The following is a 16976-nucleotide window of genomic DNA, read 5'->3' as shown; positions in this document are numbered from 1 at the left end:
GATCTGCTGTATTTGAGAGCGGGTTCCCCGCCGTTTCTCACAGCCCATTCACTCCCGTGGCTGGATTGTCCCCTCACCAAGTCCTTTCCAGACGACGCGATAGCCAAGGCGTGCGAGCGCAGCGCTGTCGTCCTTGATACCGTAGTCGGCCAGCCGGTCGGTCGCCGCCTCGTATGCCATCCCGGGTTCAATTTCATCAGCCAGTTCGTCCAGCACAGTGGGATCGATGAGCGTGCGGCCGACGCGCTCGTGAGCCGGAAAGGCCACGTTTTCTAGCGCATCCTCGCTGACACCGTACTCCGCGGCGAGGTCGGCGAGCGAGATAACGCTGGCATCCGGACGCAGTTTGTCGGGTATCTCCGCAGCGCTCTCACGCACGAGTCGCTCCTCGTAGGGTCGCAGGGCGTCCCGCACGTCTTTCACGCTGACTGTCCCGGCATACGGGATTGCCCGGTTGTCTGTCGCTTCGATTTCCTCCCCGACGCCGAGCGATTCGTCGACGGCGACCAGCATCTCCACGTCCTCCAAGGCGTCGAGGCGGGCGAGTTTTTTCTCGACGTACTCCGGCGTCCAGAAGCCCATAATCTCGAAGAAGACGCGGAAGGGGGCGTCCTCACCGGCAGTCCCGTCAGCCCTGTCCGAATCTCTGCCGCGCCCGGTGTCCCGAACCCCGGTGTCGGCCCCGGGTCGCCACTCGAAGGCGAAGTCCGGGATGACGACGTGTTCGCCCGCGGCCAGGGGCTCCGGCTCGCGGACGAGGTCCCAGTCGAGATCCAGCGCGGCGAATCGGCCCGCGAAGTCCGCTTCGACCCCGCTGTCGTAGCTGACCTCCGTTACGGGCTCGACACCGGGCACGGAGATGTCTCCGTCTGAGACGGTGAGTTCCCGCTCAGTACCCCGGTCGTCGATGGTCGCCGTCAGCTCCCACTCGCTCGCAGCCGCGACCGTGCGCAGGAGGCGGGCGAACCGGGTCCCGTACCGGCGCGTGTTCGAGAACAGTGCGTCCGGCCCCGTGACGACCACTTCGCGGCCGGTCTCCGTCCGGCGAATCTCGTACATCAGCCGGAGGCGTTTGACCGCCGAGACGAGTGCCTTCGGGTCCGAAGAGCGGACCCGAAGTTCCGTTGCGTCGAACAGCGCCGTCTGCGCCAGCGAGAGGTTGTACTGGGTCCGCAGTTCGGCCGGCCCCCAGCGGGAATCGACATCGGTGAGAATCTGTCGTGAGTCCCGGTCGGCGTACAGCGCGTCGGCCAGCGCGGCGGCGTCCGTGTCGAAGTGGTCGGCGGCCTCTGCGAGTGCCTGTTCGCGCTCGGCCTCGCTCACGACGCCGACGCCCGCGGCGGCTTCGAACACCCGGCGACGGGCTCGGACAGGGTCGACCGGTGCTCGCGTCTCGAAGGTGGCCTCTCGCTCGACGAGCTTCGCCAGCCCGCGGACCAGCTTGAAATCGTCGGCTTCACGCTCTACGTCCACAAGTGCCGCCTCCAGCGTCTCGCGGGACTCGCCGACGTGGCCCTGGTAGATCCCGAGCACGCGGGCCGCCAGCCGCTCCGCGTCGGCGTCGGCGAACTGCAAATGATAGCCGCCGCCGGCCCGCGAGACGCGCAGGAGGTCTTTCGTCAGCACACGCGTGCCTCCGCCGTGGAGCGACAAAAACGCTGTCGACAGCCGCCGCGGTGCGGAACGACGGCGCGCTACCGCCGCCGCCTGGCGACCCGCTCTTCCGCGGTCTCTTCGGTCACGAGTTCGTACAGTAGTGCCCGTCCGCTGTCGGCTTTCGGCCGGAGAATCCGGCCGAGTCGCTGGGTAAACTCCCGCTCTGAACCGCTCCCCGAGAGGACTACGGCGACGTTCGCGTCGGGCACGTCAACACCCTCGTCGAGGACGTTCGCCGTCACGACCCGCGAGTACGTCCCGTCGCGGAACCGCTCCAGAATCTCCCGGCGCTCGCTCGCCCCAGTTTCGTGCGTTATCGCCGGAATCAGGAACTGCTCGGAGAGCCGATACACGAGGTCGGTGTGGGCGGTGAAGACGATGATTCGGTCCCCGCGGTGGCGGTCCAGAATCGTCGCCAGCCGGTCGACCTTCCGCTGGGCGTTCATCATCACCTCGCGGGCGCGCTGTTTCGCCAGCAGCGCCTCGCGGGCCGCCGGGTCGTTACCGGACCGCTTCACGAGTTCCTGGTAATCGCTACCCGACCGGAGCTGGATGTTTGACTGCTTGAGGTAGTCGGTGAAGATTCCCTGCTGTTCCTCGTAGCGCTCTCGTTCGTCCGGCGTGAGCGAAACCTCGATCCGCTTGATGTCGTAGTCCGCGAGATGCTCACCCGCCAGGTCGTCGACGCTGACTCGCCGGACGAGCGGCCCGACGAGTTCTTCGATGACCTCGTGGGCTCCGTCCGCCCGCTCGAACGTCGCCGTCAGTCCCAGTCTAGCCGGGGCAGCGAACAGGCGGGCGATGTCGCGGTATCCCTCGCCGCCGAGGTGGTGGACCTCGTCGAAGACCACGAGCCCGAACCGGTCGCCGAGTTCGTCGGCCCGCAGGTACGCGGAATCATACGTCGAAACCGTGATATCCTCGATTCGCTGTTCGCCCCCGCCCATGCGGCCGACCGGCTGGTCGAACTCTCGCTGTAGCTCGCGTTGCCACTGCTCCAGCAGGTCGATGGTCGGAACCACGATCAGGGCTGGCGTCCCCAGCGCGACCAGTGCTGCGATGCCGATAACGGTCTTGCCACTCCCCGTCGGTAATTCGAGACACCCCCTGTCGTCGGCTTCGCGCCAGGCGTCTAGAGCCGCCTGCTGGTAGTCTCTGAGGTCGTACGCCGTCGAGAGCGACAGGGACGGGAGAGAGCAGACGCAGTCCTCGTATGCTAGCCCACGCTCATCGAGTTCGGCTGCGAGTTCGGCGTACCGGTAGGCCGGCGCTCGCCCTGTCTGTGAACGCCGGTCGTACTCGACAGCGGGCAGGTCCGACGGCGGGTCCCCTGACACGCGGATTGTTCCCGACTCGTACCTCAGCTCCAGCACATCCGGTGATTCGCCGGTCCGGCCGATAACGCTTTCGCGGGCTGCGCCGCCACGTGCGTCGCCGGTACTTCCAGCTTTACTGCAGTGTACTGCCGGCGACGAGTAAACGAACACTACGGTTTACATCTATTCGCGCCCTATCATCCCAACTATGAGACGTACGCGTACGAGGCTACGTGCTATCCTGTTGTCGATACTGCTGACACTGGCTGTCATGCCAGCCAGCGTAGCTGGGTCCCAGACAGCAGCGGAGACATTGACCGTCGACAAATCCGGGAGTGCCGATTACCGGTCGATACAGGCCGCCGTGGATGCCGCCGATAGCGGCGACACTGTCGAGGTCAGGCCGGGCACCTACCGTGAGGAGATCCGGATCAACGAAAGTATCACTCTCGTCGCCCCTGACCGGGCGATACTGGACGGGTCGCGCTTCGTCAACGGGACCGGCATCACGGTGGCCGGCACAGCTGAAGCGAACGTCACCGGATTCACCGTACGGAACTACCGCTTCGGTCTCGCGGCCAACGGAACCAGCGGCGACTGGACGGTCACTGATACGACAGTTATCGCTACCGATGTCGGCGTCTACGCGCCCAACACGACTGGAAACTGGACTATCGAGGACGCCGCCGTCGCCAGCACGACCTACAGCGGCGTGTTCGCCCGCGGCACCAGCGGCGACTGGACGATTCGCGATACCCGCTTCGTCGAAGTCGGCGGTGACGGCGTCGACGTCCGCAAGTCCGCCGGTGACTGGACGGTCGCCGCGGTCGTCGTTGACCGGTCCGGCGCAGACGGCGTCGACGCATCCGGAACGACTGGCGACTGGACGGTCCAGAACACGGAGGTCCGTCGTAGCGATACTGGCGTCAAAGCTATCGACAGCGACGGCGACTGGACGGTGACCGACCTGACGGTCACTCAGAGCGACACCGGCCTTGTGACTGCCTTTTCGACTGGCGCGTGGGCACTCGAAGATACCACGCTCGAAACCCGAGATATTGGGGTCTTCACTGCTCGCACGACCGGTGCGTGGACCATCCAGAACACGACTATCGAGAGCCGACTGCAGGGAATCCACGCCGTCAAGACGAACGCCTCATGGACTGTCTCTGACTCGACAATCTCCGTGACCGCAGGGCAAAATGCCATCGGTGTCGATGCCCGGTCTGCGACCGACGGCTGGTCGCTTACCGACGTCACCATCGAAAGCCCCGGTATCGAAGTCGCCGAGTGACCGGCCGCTCCGCCACTGCTCTTCCCCGTCACGGGCTGGCACTCTCGTCATCAAAGCGAAGCTCTTAATTAAAACACCCACCTCTCCCAGAGTGCGGGACCGTGGGGTAGCGGTATCCTCGGCGCATGGGGTGCGTCGGACCTGAGTTCGAATCTCGGCGGTCCCACTTCAACTTCTCTAAAGCTATCTCAGATAGCAACAGCGACACTCGACTAAGTCGACTTCTAACCTATAATCAGGGAGTAACAGGCATCAGCGTAGCAAGGGCGGTGAGCTGAGCGCAGGGCTGTGAGGCAAAGTGAGTGTCGTGTAGCCGTGGCAGTGTGAAACCGATTTCCTCTACACTTTTGTGACGCCACTAGCAAGCGGGGGTATGGGAAAGGCAAACGACGTAGACTACGCTGACCTGCACGACCCGAACGCAGAGTACACAATGCGGGAGCTCTCTGCGGAGACGATGGGCGTCACCGCAAAGCGCGGTGGTGGCCGCGACGTGGAGATCACCGACGTACAGACGACGATGGTCGACGGGAACTTCCCGTGGACGCTCGTCCGAATCTACACTGACGCAGGCATCGTCGGCACGGGCGAGGCCTACTGGGGCGCTGGCGTCCCGGAACTCATCGAGCGGATGAAGCCGTTCGTCGTCGGCGAGAACCCACTGGACATCGACCGCCTGTACGAACACCTGATCCAGAAGATGAGCGGCGAGGGGTCCGTCGAGGGCGTGACCGTCACGGCCATCGCCGGTATCGAAGTGGCGCTACATGACCTCGCGGGCAAGATTCTCGAAGTGCCAGCCTACCAGCTCTTGGGTGGCAAATACCGCGACGAGATGCGCGTGTATTGCGACTGTCACACCGAGGAAGAGGCCGACCCCGAGGCCTGCGCCGAGGAGGCGCGCCGCGTCGTCGACGAACTGGGCTACGACGCCCTGAAGTTCGACCTCGACGTGCCAAGCGGCCTGGAGAAGGACCGCGCGAACCGCCACCTCCGTCCGGGCGAAATTCGACACAAGGCCGAGATCGTCGAGAAAGTCACCGAAGAGGTCAAAGACGAGGCTGACGTGGCCTTCGACTGTCACTGGACGTTCTCGGGTAGCTCCGGGAAGCGCCTCGCAGAGGCTATCGAAGAGTACGATGTCTGGTGGCTGGAAGACCCCGTTCCGCCGGAGAACCTCGAGGTACAGGAGGAAGTCACCAAGTCCACGACCACGCCGATCACCGTCGGCGAGAACCGCTATCGTGTCACTGAGGAGCGGCGGCTTATCGAAAACCAGGCTGTCGACATGATCGCGCCGGACATGCCGAAGGTCGGTGGCATGCGCGAGACGCGGAAGGTCGCCGACGTGGCGAACCAGTACTACATCCCGGTCGCGATGCACAACGTTTCCTCACCGATTGCGACGATGGCGAGCGCCCACGTCGGGGCCGCGGTCCCGAACTCGCTGGCTGTCGAGTACCACTCCTACGAACTCGGCTGGTGGGAGGACCTCGTCGAGGAGACGGTCATCGAGGACGGCTATATCGAGATTCCGGAAGAGCCGGGGCTCGGAGTCACACTCGACCTCGACGCCGTCGAAGAGCACGTCGTCGAGGGCGACACCGTCTTCGACGAAGCGTAAGGTTCAGCCCCCATCTGTTGGTGTTGACTGGGACGGCACCGGGTGACGTGGTGGTCACCCGAGAGTACTCACGGCGGTACAGTTACGCCGTCTCGAACTCGACGCCGGTGACCTCGAAGCGAGCACCGCCGGCGTCGCTTTCCGTGACCGTTATCGACCAGCCGTGGGTACCGACGATCTCACTGACGATTCGGAGGCCGAACCCGGGACCCGAAGCCAGCGAGTAGCCGCCCTCGAACACGTCTTCACGCTCGTCAACCGGAATCCCGACGCCGTCGTCCGCGACGTAGAACCCGCCGTCCAGTTCGCCGATAGTTATCGTCAGGCCGGCGGTTGCTCCCTCCGACTGTGATACCGAGGCCGTCCCCAACTGCCCGGCGGCGTCATTCTGTCTCTGGGTAGGCGGCGTCTGTCCATGCTCCACGCTGTTACGGAGCAGGTTCTCGAACAGTTGCCGGAGGCGGCTTGGGTCCGCCCGGACCACGGCCGAGGTCCGTAGCTCCAGCGTTGCATCGCCAGTCTCGACGGTTTGCCAGCACTGCTCGACGACTGTCTGGAGCGGCACCGGCTCGCTGTCGAGTGCGGCCTCGCCGTTCCGGGCCAGTGTCAGGAGGTCCTCGATGAGCTGTCCGATACGGTCGTGGGCTCGCTCGACTGCGTCGAGGTGCTCGCTGTCGTGTTCCAGCTGTGCGAGCTCTAGCTGGCCCCGGGCAACGTCAAGCGGGTTCCGGAGGTCGTGACTGACGACGCTGGCAAACTCGTCGAGGCGCTCGTTTTGCCGTTCAAGAGCCTGTTGACGGCTGCCGCGGGGAGCGGTCTGCCGTCCGATACCGGCCACGCCGAGCGTCGAGCCGTCAGCAGCTGATATTCGGCCACCGGTGAATTCGTACGGGACTGCCGTTCCGTCGGCAGTCAACAGCTCAGCTTCGAACGACGACTCACCGGTCGCAAGAGCCGTCTCGATACCTCGGCGAACACGTTCACGGTCAGATGGGGCGAAGAGGGCTGGTAGCGCCATCGACGGGAGATCAGCGTCCCCGTATCCAGTGGCTGCCGCCAGTGCATCATTCCAGCGAACGAGATCACCGCTTTCGTCGAGTGCATAGAACAGATCCGGGACTGCATCGACCGGCGCGTCGAGGCTATCCAGTTCCGCGGCGCGTTCGGACTCGCGTCGCTTCCGCTCGGTGATGTCACGCGAGGCGCCGACGATTCTGGCGACAGTGCCATCCTCGATAATTGGTTGGGCCGTGGCCCGTACCCAGCGCTGTTCGCCCTCCGGTCTAGTGATTCGGAATTCGATATCGGCAGAGTCGCCGGCTGAAACGCGCTGCATCGCCTGCATGACACTGTCCTGGTCTGTGGGATGAATCGCCGTCATGAACTCCGCGGGACTGGCCTGCAAGGACTCGACGGAGCGGCCGTAGATGGTTTCGTATGCCGAATTGACGAACTGTATCTCGGACCAGTCCCCGGAAAACACCCATAGCAGTTCGTTCGACTGTTCTGCCAGCTCTGTGAGTTGCTGTCTGGTCCGGCTGGCGAGTTCCGCCGACTGGTGATGTTCGGCGAGCAGCCGAATCCGATTGGCGAGGAGGTCACTACGGCCAGCAGCTGTGTCTCTGCTGAAAACGTCGGTGACACCGTTCGAGAGGACGTCGCTGGCGACGGAGTCCGACTCGGTCAGCAATAGCACCGGGACAGTGCTGTCCCGCTCGCGGACCGCGTCAGCGAACGCACAGCCGGACCGGTCCGGGAGGTCATCCGCGACGACGATGCCATCAATAGCGGTACCTTCGAGGCGTTCGAGCGCTCTGTCTGCCCGGTCGGTTGTGGTCAGCGTAAGCGAGTCCTGGTTTCGACTATCCGGGAAATCGACAGGCTCGTCGAGTAGCGGCGTGTCGTCTACCTGCAACACGTGCATCGAATCTGCGGTCGCATATGTGTCAACCATATTGTGTAAATAGAACTGCATCACCCCTCTTGAAGCTACGCCTGGATTGACGGATTACGACCCAAAGCGGTCCGAGATTGCACCCCGGTCAATCTTGTCCGGGCCGCTGGTCGGCATCGCCTCGAGGAACGCAACCTCGCGGGGGTGTTTGTACCGGGCTAGTCGGTCGTCAAGGAACGTCCGGAGGCCGTCAAGTGTCAGCGGCCGGTCGTCGGCCCCGCCCGTCGTGCTATCGGTCGCAGGTTCGATGACGGCCTTCCCGACCTGTCCCCACCTGTCGTCGGGGACCGGAATCACGACGACTTCACTGACCGAGGGATGGTCGGCGATAGCGTCCTCGACCTCTGCTGGATAGACGTTCTCGCCGCCGCTGACGAACATATGCTTGGTACGACCCTCGATATAGTAGTAGCCGTCCGCGTCGACACGGGCGAGGTCGCCGGTCGACACCCAGCCGTCGCCGAACGTCTCGGCGGTGGCGTCGGGGTTGGCAAGGTAGCCCGTCGCGGCGTGGGGCGAGCGCAACTCGAGTTCGCCGACGGTGCCGGGGTCGACTGGCTCTCGCTGGTCGGGTTGCTTGTCACCATCGCCCGCATCGTCAGGCGCGACGACTCTGGCGTCGACGTGCATCACCGGCTTGCCGACCGAATCGGCCTTCTCACGGGGCCAGCCCTCGGGCATCGCGAAGTTGTTGGGACCGCACTCGGTGAGGCCGTACCCCTGTGAGAGGTCGACGCCGCGGTCCCACCACGTCTCCATCACGCTCTTGCGGCAGGGGCCGCCGCCGGACTTGGCGAAGCGGAGCGTCGAGAGGTCCGTCTCTGCCCAGCGGTCGTGGTCCGTCATCATCCGCAGTACAGCCGGGACGGCGACGAGGACGGTCCCGCCCTCCGCGTCGATGGTCTCCAGTACGTCGCCGGGGTCGAACTCGCGGGCGATGACGACTGTTCCGCCCATGTGCCACAGCGGGACGGTGAGGACGTTCCAGCCGCCGGTGTGGAACATCGGGAACACCATCGGCGTTACGTCGTCCTCGCGCAGCCCCCAGGCCGTGATCGTGTTCAGGGAGTTCCAGACGATACCGCGGTGGGTGATTTTCGTCTCTTTCGGCGTCCCCGTCGACCCGCCGGTGTGGAGGAGGAGGTGCGTGTCGCCGGGGGCCGGAGTGGCGGTTTCGACGGGCCCGTCGTCCTCGGGGAGGGCCGAAGCGTAGGGCGTGCTGTCGAGCGTGGAATCCGAGGACGCGCCGTCGGCGGTTTCGAGATGGATGAGTTCGGGGGCCGTCGCGTCGGCTGTCTCCAGTGCGGTCGAGACAGTCTCGGCGAAGGGGACTTCGACGACGAGGAGGTCGGGGTCTACGCGGTCGAGCAGTTCGGCGAGTTCAGGAGGTGCGAGCCGGTGAGACAGCGGAGCCAGTCGGCTCCCGGTCTTGCCGGTCGCGAAGAAGAGGTCCACGACGGCGGGGCGGTTCCGCGAGACGACCGCAACACTCGATTCATCGCCGACGACGTACTGCCGGAGCAGGCGAGCGGTCCGGTTCGCGCGCCGGTCCAGTTCGGCGTACGTGAACCGCTCGCCGGTCGTCGCGTCCACCAGTCCCTCGCGGTCCGGCGTGAGCGCGGCCCGGCGCTCGCTCCAGGCACTGACCCACTCCTGTGGGGTGCCGGGACCGATTTCAGACATCGTCGATGAACTCCCGAATCTGTGTGTTGACGCGCTCGTACTCCTCGATGAACAGCAGGTGCGGGCCGCCGTGGACGGTGACGAAGTCGGCGTTTGGCAGTCCGCGGGCCAGCAGTTCCCCGTTCTCGTATGGCACCACCTCGTCGGCGGTCCCGTGGATGACTAGGCACGGCTCCGTGATTTCCCTGAGGCGGTCCGACGCGTCGAACGCCTGGACCGCCGCGCCTTGCCACTCCAGTGCCCGGTCGCTCGCGTCGCTGTCGATGCGCCAGTCGACGATGCGTTCGATGAGGTCCTCGTGGGCGTCCATGAACGACTCCGAGAGCGCCGGTTGCATCTTGTACCGCCGGAGTTCCCGCTCGTCGAGGTCGTCGGGGACGGCGAACATCCGCTGCTGTGTCTCCTCGGGCACCGGCCTGGCCTCCGGCCCGCCCGGTGAGGTACACATGAGCGTCAGCGACTGCGCCCGGTCGTACTCTAGGGCGTACTGCTGGGCTATCATCCCGCCCATGCTGGCCCCGACGACGTGGGCCTGTTCGATGCCGGCGTCGTCGAGGACGGCCTCCAGGTCCCCGGCCATCTGGCCCATCGTGTACGGCCCCTCTGGTTCGTCCGAGTCCCCGGTGCCGCGGTTATCCCACACGATGGTCTGGTACTCGTCGACGAGCGCCTCCTGTTGCCACAGCCACATCCAGCGGCCGTAGCCGATACCCTCGACAAAGACGACGGTCTCGGCGTCCGGCGGCCCCTCACGTTCGTAGGCGATGTCGACGCCGTCGTTGGTCGCGTATTGCATAGTGGTCGGTTCTGGTTGGAAATCCTTCAAGTGGTCCGGTTCCTGACTCATCGTGGTTCTGCCTCCGGTTTCGGTCGGTCGGGCTGTCGGGCGGTCGGTCCGGCGGTCGGGTGTCCGGCGTCGGTCATTCCGAGTCACCCCATAGCTTTGCGGGCAGTGCCTCGGCGAACGTGCCGCCGAGCCGGGCGCGAAGCGTGCCCAGCAGGCCGTCGGGGACGTAGAGGACGAACAGCACGAACACGAGGCCGACGTAGAGGCTAGCATGCCCGTTCAACAGCAGGTCGATAAGGCCGCCGATGGTCGTCCCGCCGACCAGCGTCGTGTCCAGCGTCCCCTGGCCCAGCAGCGCGCGGAGGTAGGGCAACAGGCCGCCGCCCTGCCCGGCCTTCGAGAGGAACTCTCGCACCGTTTCGTCGAACAGATGGCCGTACAGCGAGCCGGCGAGCGTGCCGAAGCCACCGATGATGCTCGCCAGCAGCGCGTCGCCGGTCACCAGGAAGTAAAACGAGTTCTCCGGGCTGGCCGAGCGCTTGAACCCGGCGAACAGCCCGCCGGCGACGGCGGCGAAGAACCCGCTGATGGCGAAGGCCCCGAGCTTGTACAGGTAGGTGTTGTAGCCGACGGCGATTGCCCGCTCCTCGTTTTCCCGGATGGCGAGTAACACCCGGCCGAAGGGGGAGTGGATGACCCGCTGCATGGCGAAGTAACACGCGAGGACGACCAGCCCGACCATGTAGTAGGACACTTCCGTCCCGGACAGCGTGGCCCCGAGCAGGGCCACCTCGTCGCCAGTGAGGACGCCGATAGACAGCGACAATTGGTCGATTCCGGGGACTCCGATCTGGAAGCCCTCGGCGTGGCTTGGTCCGACGGCGGGGCCATCCCGGGGGTTGGTCGCCACGTAGTCCCAGCCGCGGACGAACACGTAGAACACCTGCGCGAAGCCGAGCGTGATCATCGCGAAGTACACGCCCGAGAGGCGGAACGACACCAGCCCGACGAGTATCGCCAGCACGATGGCGATGAGACCGCCGACCAGCAACGACAGCATGAACGGCGTCCCGGGACCAAGCAGCGGCACCTTTCCGTTGGCGATGAGGATGACCGTGTACGCGCCGGTGCCGTAGAACACCGCGTGGCCGAAGGAGAGGTAGCCGGTGTAGCCGCTGATGAAGTCAAACGAGATGGCAAAGAGGCCGAAATAGAGGACGCCGACCATCGTCTCCACCGTCGGCAGGAGCATCTGCGTCTCGGCGCTGACCGGCGAGCTCAACAGGGTGTGGTACACCGGCGGATACAGCGCCAGCAGGGCGATGACGAGGATGTGGGCGGTGTGGTCCCGCAGGTACTCTCGGGGCCACCCCGTCTCGACGGTCGTCTCCGGTGGCTCGGACGCCGCCTCGGCGTCGGCCTCGGTCTCGGCGCTAATGGCCCCCCACCTCCTCGACGCCGAACAGGCCCTGCGGGCGGACGATGAGCGTCACCACGAGCACGAGGAACAGCACCAGTTCCGGCAGGCCGGTGAACTCGATGACGTTCTGGAACCACCAGGTCGTCACCGCGTCGGCCATCCCCACTACGAGGGCGGCCACGACGGTGCCCCGAAACGTGCCGAGGCCGCCGACGATGACGACGATGAACGCGGGCAGCAGCGTCTCGGCCGCAAGCGGCACACTCGCGCCCCACGTCGGGTCCCACATCAGGAGCGTTCCGGCCGCGCCGGCCAGGCCGATACCCAGCGCGAACACGACAGTGAACACCTGGCGCACGTCGATGCCCAGCGCCGCCGCCATCTCCGCGTCCTCGCTCCCGGCCCGGATGTACAGGCCGTACCGGGTCTTCGTAAGGAACGCCCAGATGCCGACGACGGTAATCGCCCCCAGGAGTATCTGGAACAGCGACATCCAGCCGGCGCTGACGGGACCGAGAGCGACCGGTTCCCGGAGGAACTGCGGCTTGGTCGCCAGCGCGGCCTGCCAGTCAGACAGCGGCTGGAGGCCGTAGACCCCCAGCACGATGCGGGTCAGCTCCTCGATGACAAGCGTCAGGCCGAACGTCAGCAGAATCTGGTATATCGGCGGGCGGTCGTACAGCGGCCGGATGATGGTCGTCTCGATGGCCCCGCCGAGCGCCGTCAGCAGGGCGAAGGCGACGACGATGGCGACGAAGAACAGGCCGAGGCGAGTCAGCGGCGCTGTCCCGCCGGTGACCGTCACCACCATCAGGAGGCCGCCGAGGTACGCCCCAACCATCGTCAGCGAGCCGTGGGCGAAGTTCAACACGCCCATCAGGCCGAAGATGAGTGTGAGGCCGCTTGCGATCATGACGTACAGCGCCGACTTGGCGAGACCGTTGACGATGACGCCGCCGAGTTCGCCCAGCGTCAGAAACTCCGCGAGAGCTTCCAGTATCATGCCGACAGATACCTCCTGAACCGTTCGTCGTCGGCCGTGACCGCCGCTGTCTCGCCGTCGTCGACGACCCGTCCTTTGTCGAGGATGTAGAACCGGTCGGCCAGGTCCAGCGCCAGCGGGAGGTTCTGCTCGACCAGCAACATCGTCACGTCCTCGCTCGCCGTCGACAGCGCCTCGGCCACGTCCGTGACGATTTGGGGGGCCAGCCCCTCGCTCGGCTCGTCGACCAGCAGGAGGTCGTTGTCGCCGACCAGCCCGCGGGCGATGGCGAGCATCTGCTGTTGCCCGCCCGACAGCGTGCCGGCGTCCTGACCGCGTCGCTCTTCGAGGATGGGGAACGAGTCGAAGGCCAGCCGGAGGCCGTCGCCCACGTCGTCCGGGTCCGGTATCGCTGCACGGAGGTTTTCCTCGACCGTGAGCTGACCGAATATCCGGCGGTCCTCCGGAATCCAGCCGAGGCCGCGGCCGGCGACCTCGTGGGTCTCCAGGCCGACCAGCGACTCGTCCCGGAAGGTAATCGACCCCTCGCGGGGCGGCGTCAACTGCAGAACCGTCCGGAGCGTGGTGGTCTTGCCGACGCCGTTACGGCCGGCGAGCGCGACCACCTCTCCCTCCTCGACCGAGAGGTCGACGCCTTCGAGGATGTGGCTGTCGCCGTAGTAGGTCTGGACGCCGGCGAGTTCGAGCAGGCTCACGCCGTCCCCTCCCCCGAGTCCGGGTCTGACTCGGCCGCTGTCGACTCATCATTCAGACTCCCCGGTTCGTAGCCGCCGAGATACGCCGACTGTACGTCGGGGTTAGCCTGTACCTCTGCTGGCGGTCCGTCTGCGATGACCGCGCCCTGATGCAGGACGACCACGCGGTCGGAGACCCCCATCACGATGTCCATATTGTGCTCGATCAGCAGCACCGGGTAGTCCTCCGCTACCGCTTCGATGAGGTCCCGGATTTCCTCGACGCTCTCCGAGGAGACGCCGGCGTTTGGCTCGTCGAGCAGGAGGACCGCGGGGTCGCCGGCCAGCGCGATGGCGACTTCGAGCTTGCGCTTCGCGCCGTGGCTCAGCGTGCTCGCGATATCTTGCGCCCGGTGGGCGAGCCCCACCCGGTCGAGAAGCTCGTGGGCGCGCTCGGTGAACTCGTCGTAGTGGTCGACGTTACGCCAGAACGTCGTGGCGTCGTCGCTGTGGGCCTGTTCGGCGACCCGGACGTTCTCCAAGACCGTGCTGTTGGGGAAGACATTCGTCACCTGATAGGAGCGGTGGAGGCCCTTGCTGGCTGTCTCGTGGGGTGACGCGTCGGTGATGTTTTCCCACCGTCCGTCACGCTGGAGTTCGACCGTCCCCTCAGTGGGCGAGAGGGTCCCGGTCAGCAGATTGAAGAACGTCGTCTTCCCGGCCCCGTTCGGACCGATGAGCGAGCAGAGTTCGGTGTCGAGTTCGAAGTCGACGCTGTCGACGGCAGTGAGTCCCCCGAACTCTCTGGTCAGTCCCTGTGTTCTGAGCATACCTACAGTGAACAGCCCATCTGATCGCTGTCCTGCGGGATGGTCGTCTCGTCGTCGCTGATGCGGGCGAGCGGTTCACCGGGCATGATGGCTGCGCCCCAGTTGTCGGCCCACTCGTCGGTCGTCGGAATCGGGTTCGCGACGGTCATCGCCGACCGCGCCTGGTTGTTGTACGACTGGAAAGTGTAGCCGTTCTCGCCTTTCGGCGTGTCGGTGACAGTCAGCCCCTTCAGGGAAGTGGCGATGTCTGCACCGTCGGTCGACCCGCTCTCCTGAATGGCCTGATGAATCGCCGACGCGCCCGTGAACGTCCCCGCCGAGAACAGGTCCGGGACGACGCCGTAAGCGTCGGTGTAGCTCTCGACGAACGCGTCGTTGATGGGATTGTCGTACTGATTCCAGTGGTAGCGAGTCGTGAATGGCCCCAGCTGTGAGTTCCGTATCTTCTCCTCGGTCAGGGGTTCGCCGAGTACGCTCTGCATCGTCCCGCCGACAACGCTGTTGGTGATTCGGGTTGCGAACCCGCCGAACACGCGGTAGGAATACTCGCCCGAGAGGAACGCATTGAACATCGCCGGGAGCGTCGCGACCGTGAAGCCGCCGACGACCCCCTCAGCTCCGGCCTCCTCGGCGTTGTCCAGCAAACCGTCCCACTCGGCGTAGCCCTGTTCGACAAAGCGCTCACCGACGATGTCGACGCCCTCGGCTTCGAGTACGTCTCGGTAGTTGTTGACGACTGCGCGGCCGAAGCTGTAGTCCGCGCCGAACAGGTAGACGCTCGATACGTCCGTCTCTCTGGCGACGTACTTCCCGCCCGATCGCGCGTCCATCGCGGTGTTCTCGCTGGCCCGATAGACGAGGTCGCTACAGGTAGCCGAGTTAGACGTGATGTCGGCCGACGCCGCCGGCCCGAGCATGATGGGGACCTGTGCCTGATTGACGACCGTCGTGACGACCCGGCTGGCCGCCGCCGAGGACGTACAGCCCGCGAGCAGGTCCACGCTCTCGTTCTCGACGAGGTTCGTCGCCGCCGTCTGGGCCGTGTCCGCCGAGAACTCCGTGTCCCGTATCAGCAGCCGGTACTCCGTGTCATCAGCAGTGACCGTTATTTCGCCGCTCCCGGCGTCTGTCGGCGGTTCCGTCCCGCCCTTGTACGCCAGCCCGGAGAGGAAGCCCCACAGCGCCTGGTCGCCGTAGTACTTCAGGTCGCCGGCTCGGGGCTGGAGCACCCCGATGGTAACTGTCTGTGCCGAGCCACTGCCGCCCGATTCACCGTTCGTGCCGCTGTCCGTCGCACCGCCGTCCGAATCGTCCTGTTCAGTCATGGATGAGTCGTCACTGACACAGCCGCTGAGTCCGACAACACCGGCACCGAGCGCGCCGAGAACGCGCCTCCGTGTAGCCGTATTCTGCATAACAGATTATCGTAGACTCGCCGGCCACATAGTGTGCTGAGTTAACATGTTAACGCGGCGGGGCCGTCGGGCCTGCAGCGGCCCTAACCTTCGAGTGTGGGGCGGACGGAACGCAATCGATGCCGGGACGAGAGCAACTGTCGCGCTGGCTGCTGGTACTCCTGCTGGGCCAGCTCTCGGTTCGCGCGCTCGTCGGGGGCGCGGCGCTGCTTACCGCTCCCGCCGGCACGCTCGTCGGACTACCGCCGGGGCCGCTCGACAACACGCCGTTCGATACCTTCCTCGTCCCCGGCCTGGTGCTGTTCGTGGTGTTCGGGCTGACAGCCGCGGTCGTCTGTTACGGGGCCTACGCGACTCGCCGGTGGGCACGGCCGGCGGCCGTCGGCGTCGCCGTGGCACTCCTGGCGTGGGTTGCCGTCGAGGTGAGCGTCGGCTTCTCCCGGCCGACGGTCCTACTGAACGTCGGGACCGGAATCGGCGTGCTGGGACTGGTCGCGTTACAGCGGCGGCAGTGAGTCCCGTGTCAGTCCTCGATCTCGTCCAGTGCGTCGACGACGCGCTCGATCATCTTCCGCTCGCCGCGTCGGAGATTCTTCGAGACGGCGGGTTTGGACACGCCGAAGTCCTCGGCCAGCGACCCCAGCGTCGCGTCCCGGGGCGACTCGAAGTAGCCCTCGGAGACGGCGGTCTCCAGCGTCTCGCGTTCGGTGTCCGAGAGGTCCCGACAGCCGTCGACGAGCGTCATCGCCGCGCCGGCGTTCTGGACAAGGTCCTGAAGCTGTGGGAGCGTCGTCGACGTGCGTTCGACCACGTCGTACTCGTTGTCGCGGTCCAGTTCCGAGAGCGTCGTGTCGGCGTCCCGGCCGCGGTCGAAGCCGACGTGCCAGGTTTCGCTGCCCGCCTCGATATGGAACGGGCCGGTGATGTACCCGCCGTTGTCCCTGATGGTCTGCATCGCCGCTGTTTCTTCGATCGTCGTCCGGATGTGCGCGGCGTTTTCTTCGCGGCGTAACAGCACACAGTCGTTCATGTTCTCGTGAGCCTGCAAGCTGTCAAGCCCCGTATCGAGTATCCCCGCGTCCTCGGCTTCAACGACCATCCGCGTTTCCAACTCCCGCGCACGCTGATCGAAGTCCCAGTGTACTGCTGCAAAGGCGACACTGTGGTCTGCCGTCGTGTCGATGAAGGGGCAGTCGTACTGCTCCATGTCCAGAGCGATGTCTATCATTGGCAGTCCACTGTCTCGTATGTGGTTCGTGTGATACGGTAAAGAACCCCACGATTAATAATAGCTGTTTTCCGCAAACGGGTTCTTCACGA

General features: G+C 65.4%; 14 protein-coding genes and 1 tRNA gene. 4 read left to right on the top strand and 11 right to left on the bottom strand.

Features of this window, described 5'->3' with window-relative positions; translation table 11 throughout:
• Positions 1–48 precede the first annotated feature (48 nt).
• Together DVK01_RS17140 and DVK01_RS17135 are read right to left on the bottom strand one after the other, a co-directional pair.
• Complete coding sequence (locus DVK01_RS17140) at positions 49–1626, bottom strand: DUF790 family protein (protein ID WP_121537714.1); 1578 nt, start codon at positions 1624–1626, stop codon at positions 49–51.
• Between the two features lie 68 nt (positions 1627–1694).
• A complete protein-coding gene (locus DVK01_RS17135; protein ID WP_121537712.1) occupies positions 1695–3029 on the bottom strand; it encodes a DEAD/DEAH box helicase family protein in 1335 nt (444 codons plus the stop codon).
• A gap of 151 nt (positions 3030–3180) precedes the next feature.
• On the opposite strand from DVK01_RS17135, the gene DVK01_RS17130 reads away from it, so the two are divergent.
• From DVK01_RS17130 to DVK01_RS17120, 3 genes are all read left to right on the top strand, one after another.
• Positions 3181–4266 carry a nitrous oxide reductase family maturation protein NosD gene (locus tag DVK01_RS17130; protein ID WP_121537709.1) on the top strand — a complete coding sequence of 362 codons (1086 nt, stop codon included), beginning with the start codon at positions 3181–3183 and terminating at the stop codon, positions 4264–4266.
• A 95-nt stretch (positions 4267–4361) separates the two neighbouring features.
• Positions 4362–4432: transfer RNA gene (locus DVK01_RS17125), tRNA-Pro, on the top strand.
• Between the two features lie 207 nt (positions 4433–4639).
• A complete protein-coding gene (locus DVK01_RS17120) occupies positions 4640–5890 on the top strand; it encodes a mandelate racemase/muconate lactonizing enzyme family protein (RefSeq protein WP_101349874.1) in 1251 nt (416 codons plus the stop codon).
• Between the two features lie 82 nt (positions 5891–5972).
• On the opposite strand, the gene DVK01_RS17115 is transcribed toward DVK01_RS17120, so the two are convergent.
• From DVK01_RS17115 to DVK01_RS17080, 8 genes are all read right to left on the bottom strand, one after another.
• Positions 5973–7844: a PAS domain S-box protein gene (locus tag DVK01_RS17115; RefSeq protein WP_121537816.1), complete on the bottom strand. Its 1872-nt coding sequence runs from the start codon at positions 7842–7844 to the stop codon at positions 5973–5975.
• A gap of 54 nt (positions 7845–7898) precedes the next feature.
• A complete protein-coding gene (locus tag DVK01_RS17110) occupies positions 7899–9527 on the bottom strand; it encodes an AMP-binding protein (RefSeq protein ID WP_121537707.1) in 1629 nt (542 codons plus the stop codon).
• A complete protein-coding gene (locus tag DVK01_RS17105; protein WP_121537814.1) occupies positions 9520–10374 on the bottom strand; it encodes an alpha/beta fold hydrolase in 855 nt (284 codons plus the stop codon). Before DVK01_RS17105 ends, DVK01_RS17110 begins: the two co-directional genes overlap by 8 nt.
• Positions 10375–10447: 73 nt before the next feature.
• On the bottom strand, positions 10448–11611 hold the full coding sequence (locus DVK01_RS17100; protein WP_101349872.1) for a branched-chain amino acid ABC transporter permease: 1164 nt from the start codon (positions 11609–11611) through the stop codon (positions 10448–10450).
• Between the two features lie 136 nt (positions 11612–11747).
• Positions 11748–12737: a branched-chain amino acid ABC transporter permease gene (locus tag DVK01_RS17095; protein WP_121537705.1), complete on the bottom strand. Its 990-nt coding sequence runs from the start codon at positions 12735–12737 to the stop codon at positions 11748–11750.
• Positions 12734–13432, bottom strand: a complete 699-nt coding sequence (locus DVK01_RS17090) for an ABC transporter ATP-binding protein (protein WP_101349870.1) — start codon at positions 13430–13432, stop codon at positions 12734–12736. The genes DVK01_RS17095 and DVK01_RS17090 overlap by 4 nt, the downstream gene beginning before the upstream one ends.
• Positions 13429–14241 carry an ABC transporter ATP-binding protein gene (locus tag DVK01_RS17085; RefSeq protein ID WP_121537703.1) on the bottom strand — a complete coding sequence of 271 codons (813 nt, stop codon included), beginning with the start codon at positions 14239–14241 and terminating at the stop codon, positions 13429–13431. The genes DVK01_RS17090 and DVK01_RS17085 overlap by 4 nt, the downstream gene beginning before the upstream one ends.
• Positions 14242–14243: 2 nt before the next feature.
• Entirely contained in the window at positions 14244–15656 is a 1413-nt protein-coding gene (locus tag DVK01_RS17080; protein WP_101349868.1) for an ABC transporter substrate-binding protein, read from the bottom strand.
• A gap of 119 nt (positions 15657–15775) precedes the next feature.
• Here DVK01_RS17080 and DVK01_RS17075 point away from each other — a divergent pair, with 119 nt between their 5' ends.
• Complete coding sequence (locus tag DVK01_RS17075; protein ID WP_101349867.1) at positions 15776–16171, top strand: hypothetical protein; 396 nt, start codon at positions 15776–15778, stop codon at positions 16169–16171.
• Between the two features lie 8 nt (positions 16172–16179).
• Here the strand turns inward: DVK01_RS17075 and DVK01_RS17070 are convergent, their stop codons facing one another.
• Positions 16180–16884 carry a helix-turn-helix domain-containing protein gene (locus DVK01_RS17070; protein ID WP_101349866.1) on the bottom strand — a complete coding sequence of 235 codons (705 nt, stop codon included), beginning with the start codon at positions 16882–16884 and terminating at the stop codon, positions 16180–16182.
• Positions 16885–16976: the final 92 nt, after the last annotated feature.

The sequence above is a fragment of the Haloarcula sp. Atlit-120R genome, from assembly GCF_003665885.1.
Lineage (GTDB): Archaea > Halobacteriota > Halobacteria > Halobacteriales > Haloarculaceae > Haloarcula > Haloarcula taiwanensis.
This window is presented reverse-complemented; position numbering and strand designations above follow the sequence as displayed.

Excerpts from the sequence above, each read along its gene's own strand:
- DVK01_RS17080 (WP_101349868.1), bottom strand. The coding sequence starts at position 15,656 with ATGCAGAATACGGCTACACGGAGGCGCGTTCTCGGCGCGCTCGGTGCC.
- DVK01_RS17095 (WP_121537705.1), bottom strand. The coding sequence starts at position 12,737 with ATGATACTGGAAGCTCTCGCGGAGTTTCTGACGCTGGGCGAACTCGGC.
- DVK01_RS17115 (WP_121537816.1), bottom strand. The coding sequence starts at position 7,844 with ATGGTTGACACATATGCGACCGCAGATTCGATGCACGTGTTGCAGGTA.
- DVK01_RS17070 (WP_101349866.1), bottom strand. The coding sequence starts at position 16,884 with ATGATAGACATCGCTCTGGACATGGAGCAGTACGACTGCCCCTTCATC.
- DVK01_RS17130 (WP_121537709.1), top strand. The coding sequence starts at position 3,181 with ATGAGACGTACGCGTACGAGGCTACGTGCTATCCTGTTGTCGATACTG.
- DVK01_RS17105 (WP_121537814.1), bottom strand. The coding sequence starts at position 10,374 with ATGAGTCAGGAACCGGACCACTTGAAGGATTTCCAACCAGAACCGACC.
- DVK01_RS17075 (WP_101349867.1), top strand. The coding sequence starts at position 15,776 with ATGCCGGGACGAGAGCAACTGTCGCGCTGGCTGCTGGTACTCCTGCTG.
- DVK01_RS17085 (WP_121537703.1), bottom strand. The coding sequence starts at position 14,241 with ATGCTCAGAACACAGGGACTGACCAGAGAGTTCGGGGGACTCACTGCC.
- DVK01_RS17110 (WP_121537707.1), bottom strand. The coding sequence starts at position 9,527 with ATGTCTGAAATCGGTCCCGGCACCCCACAGGAGTGGGTCAGTGCCTGG.
- DVK01_RS17120 (WP_101349874.1), top strand. The coding sequence starts at position 4,640 with ATGGGAAAGGCAAACGACGTAGACTACGCTGACCTGCACGACCCGAAC.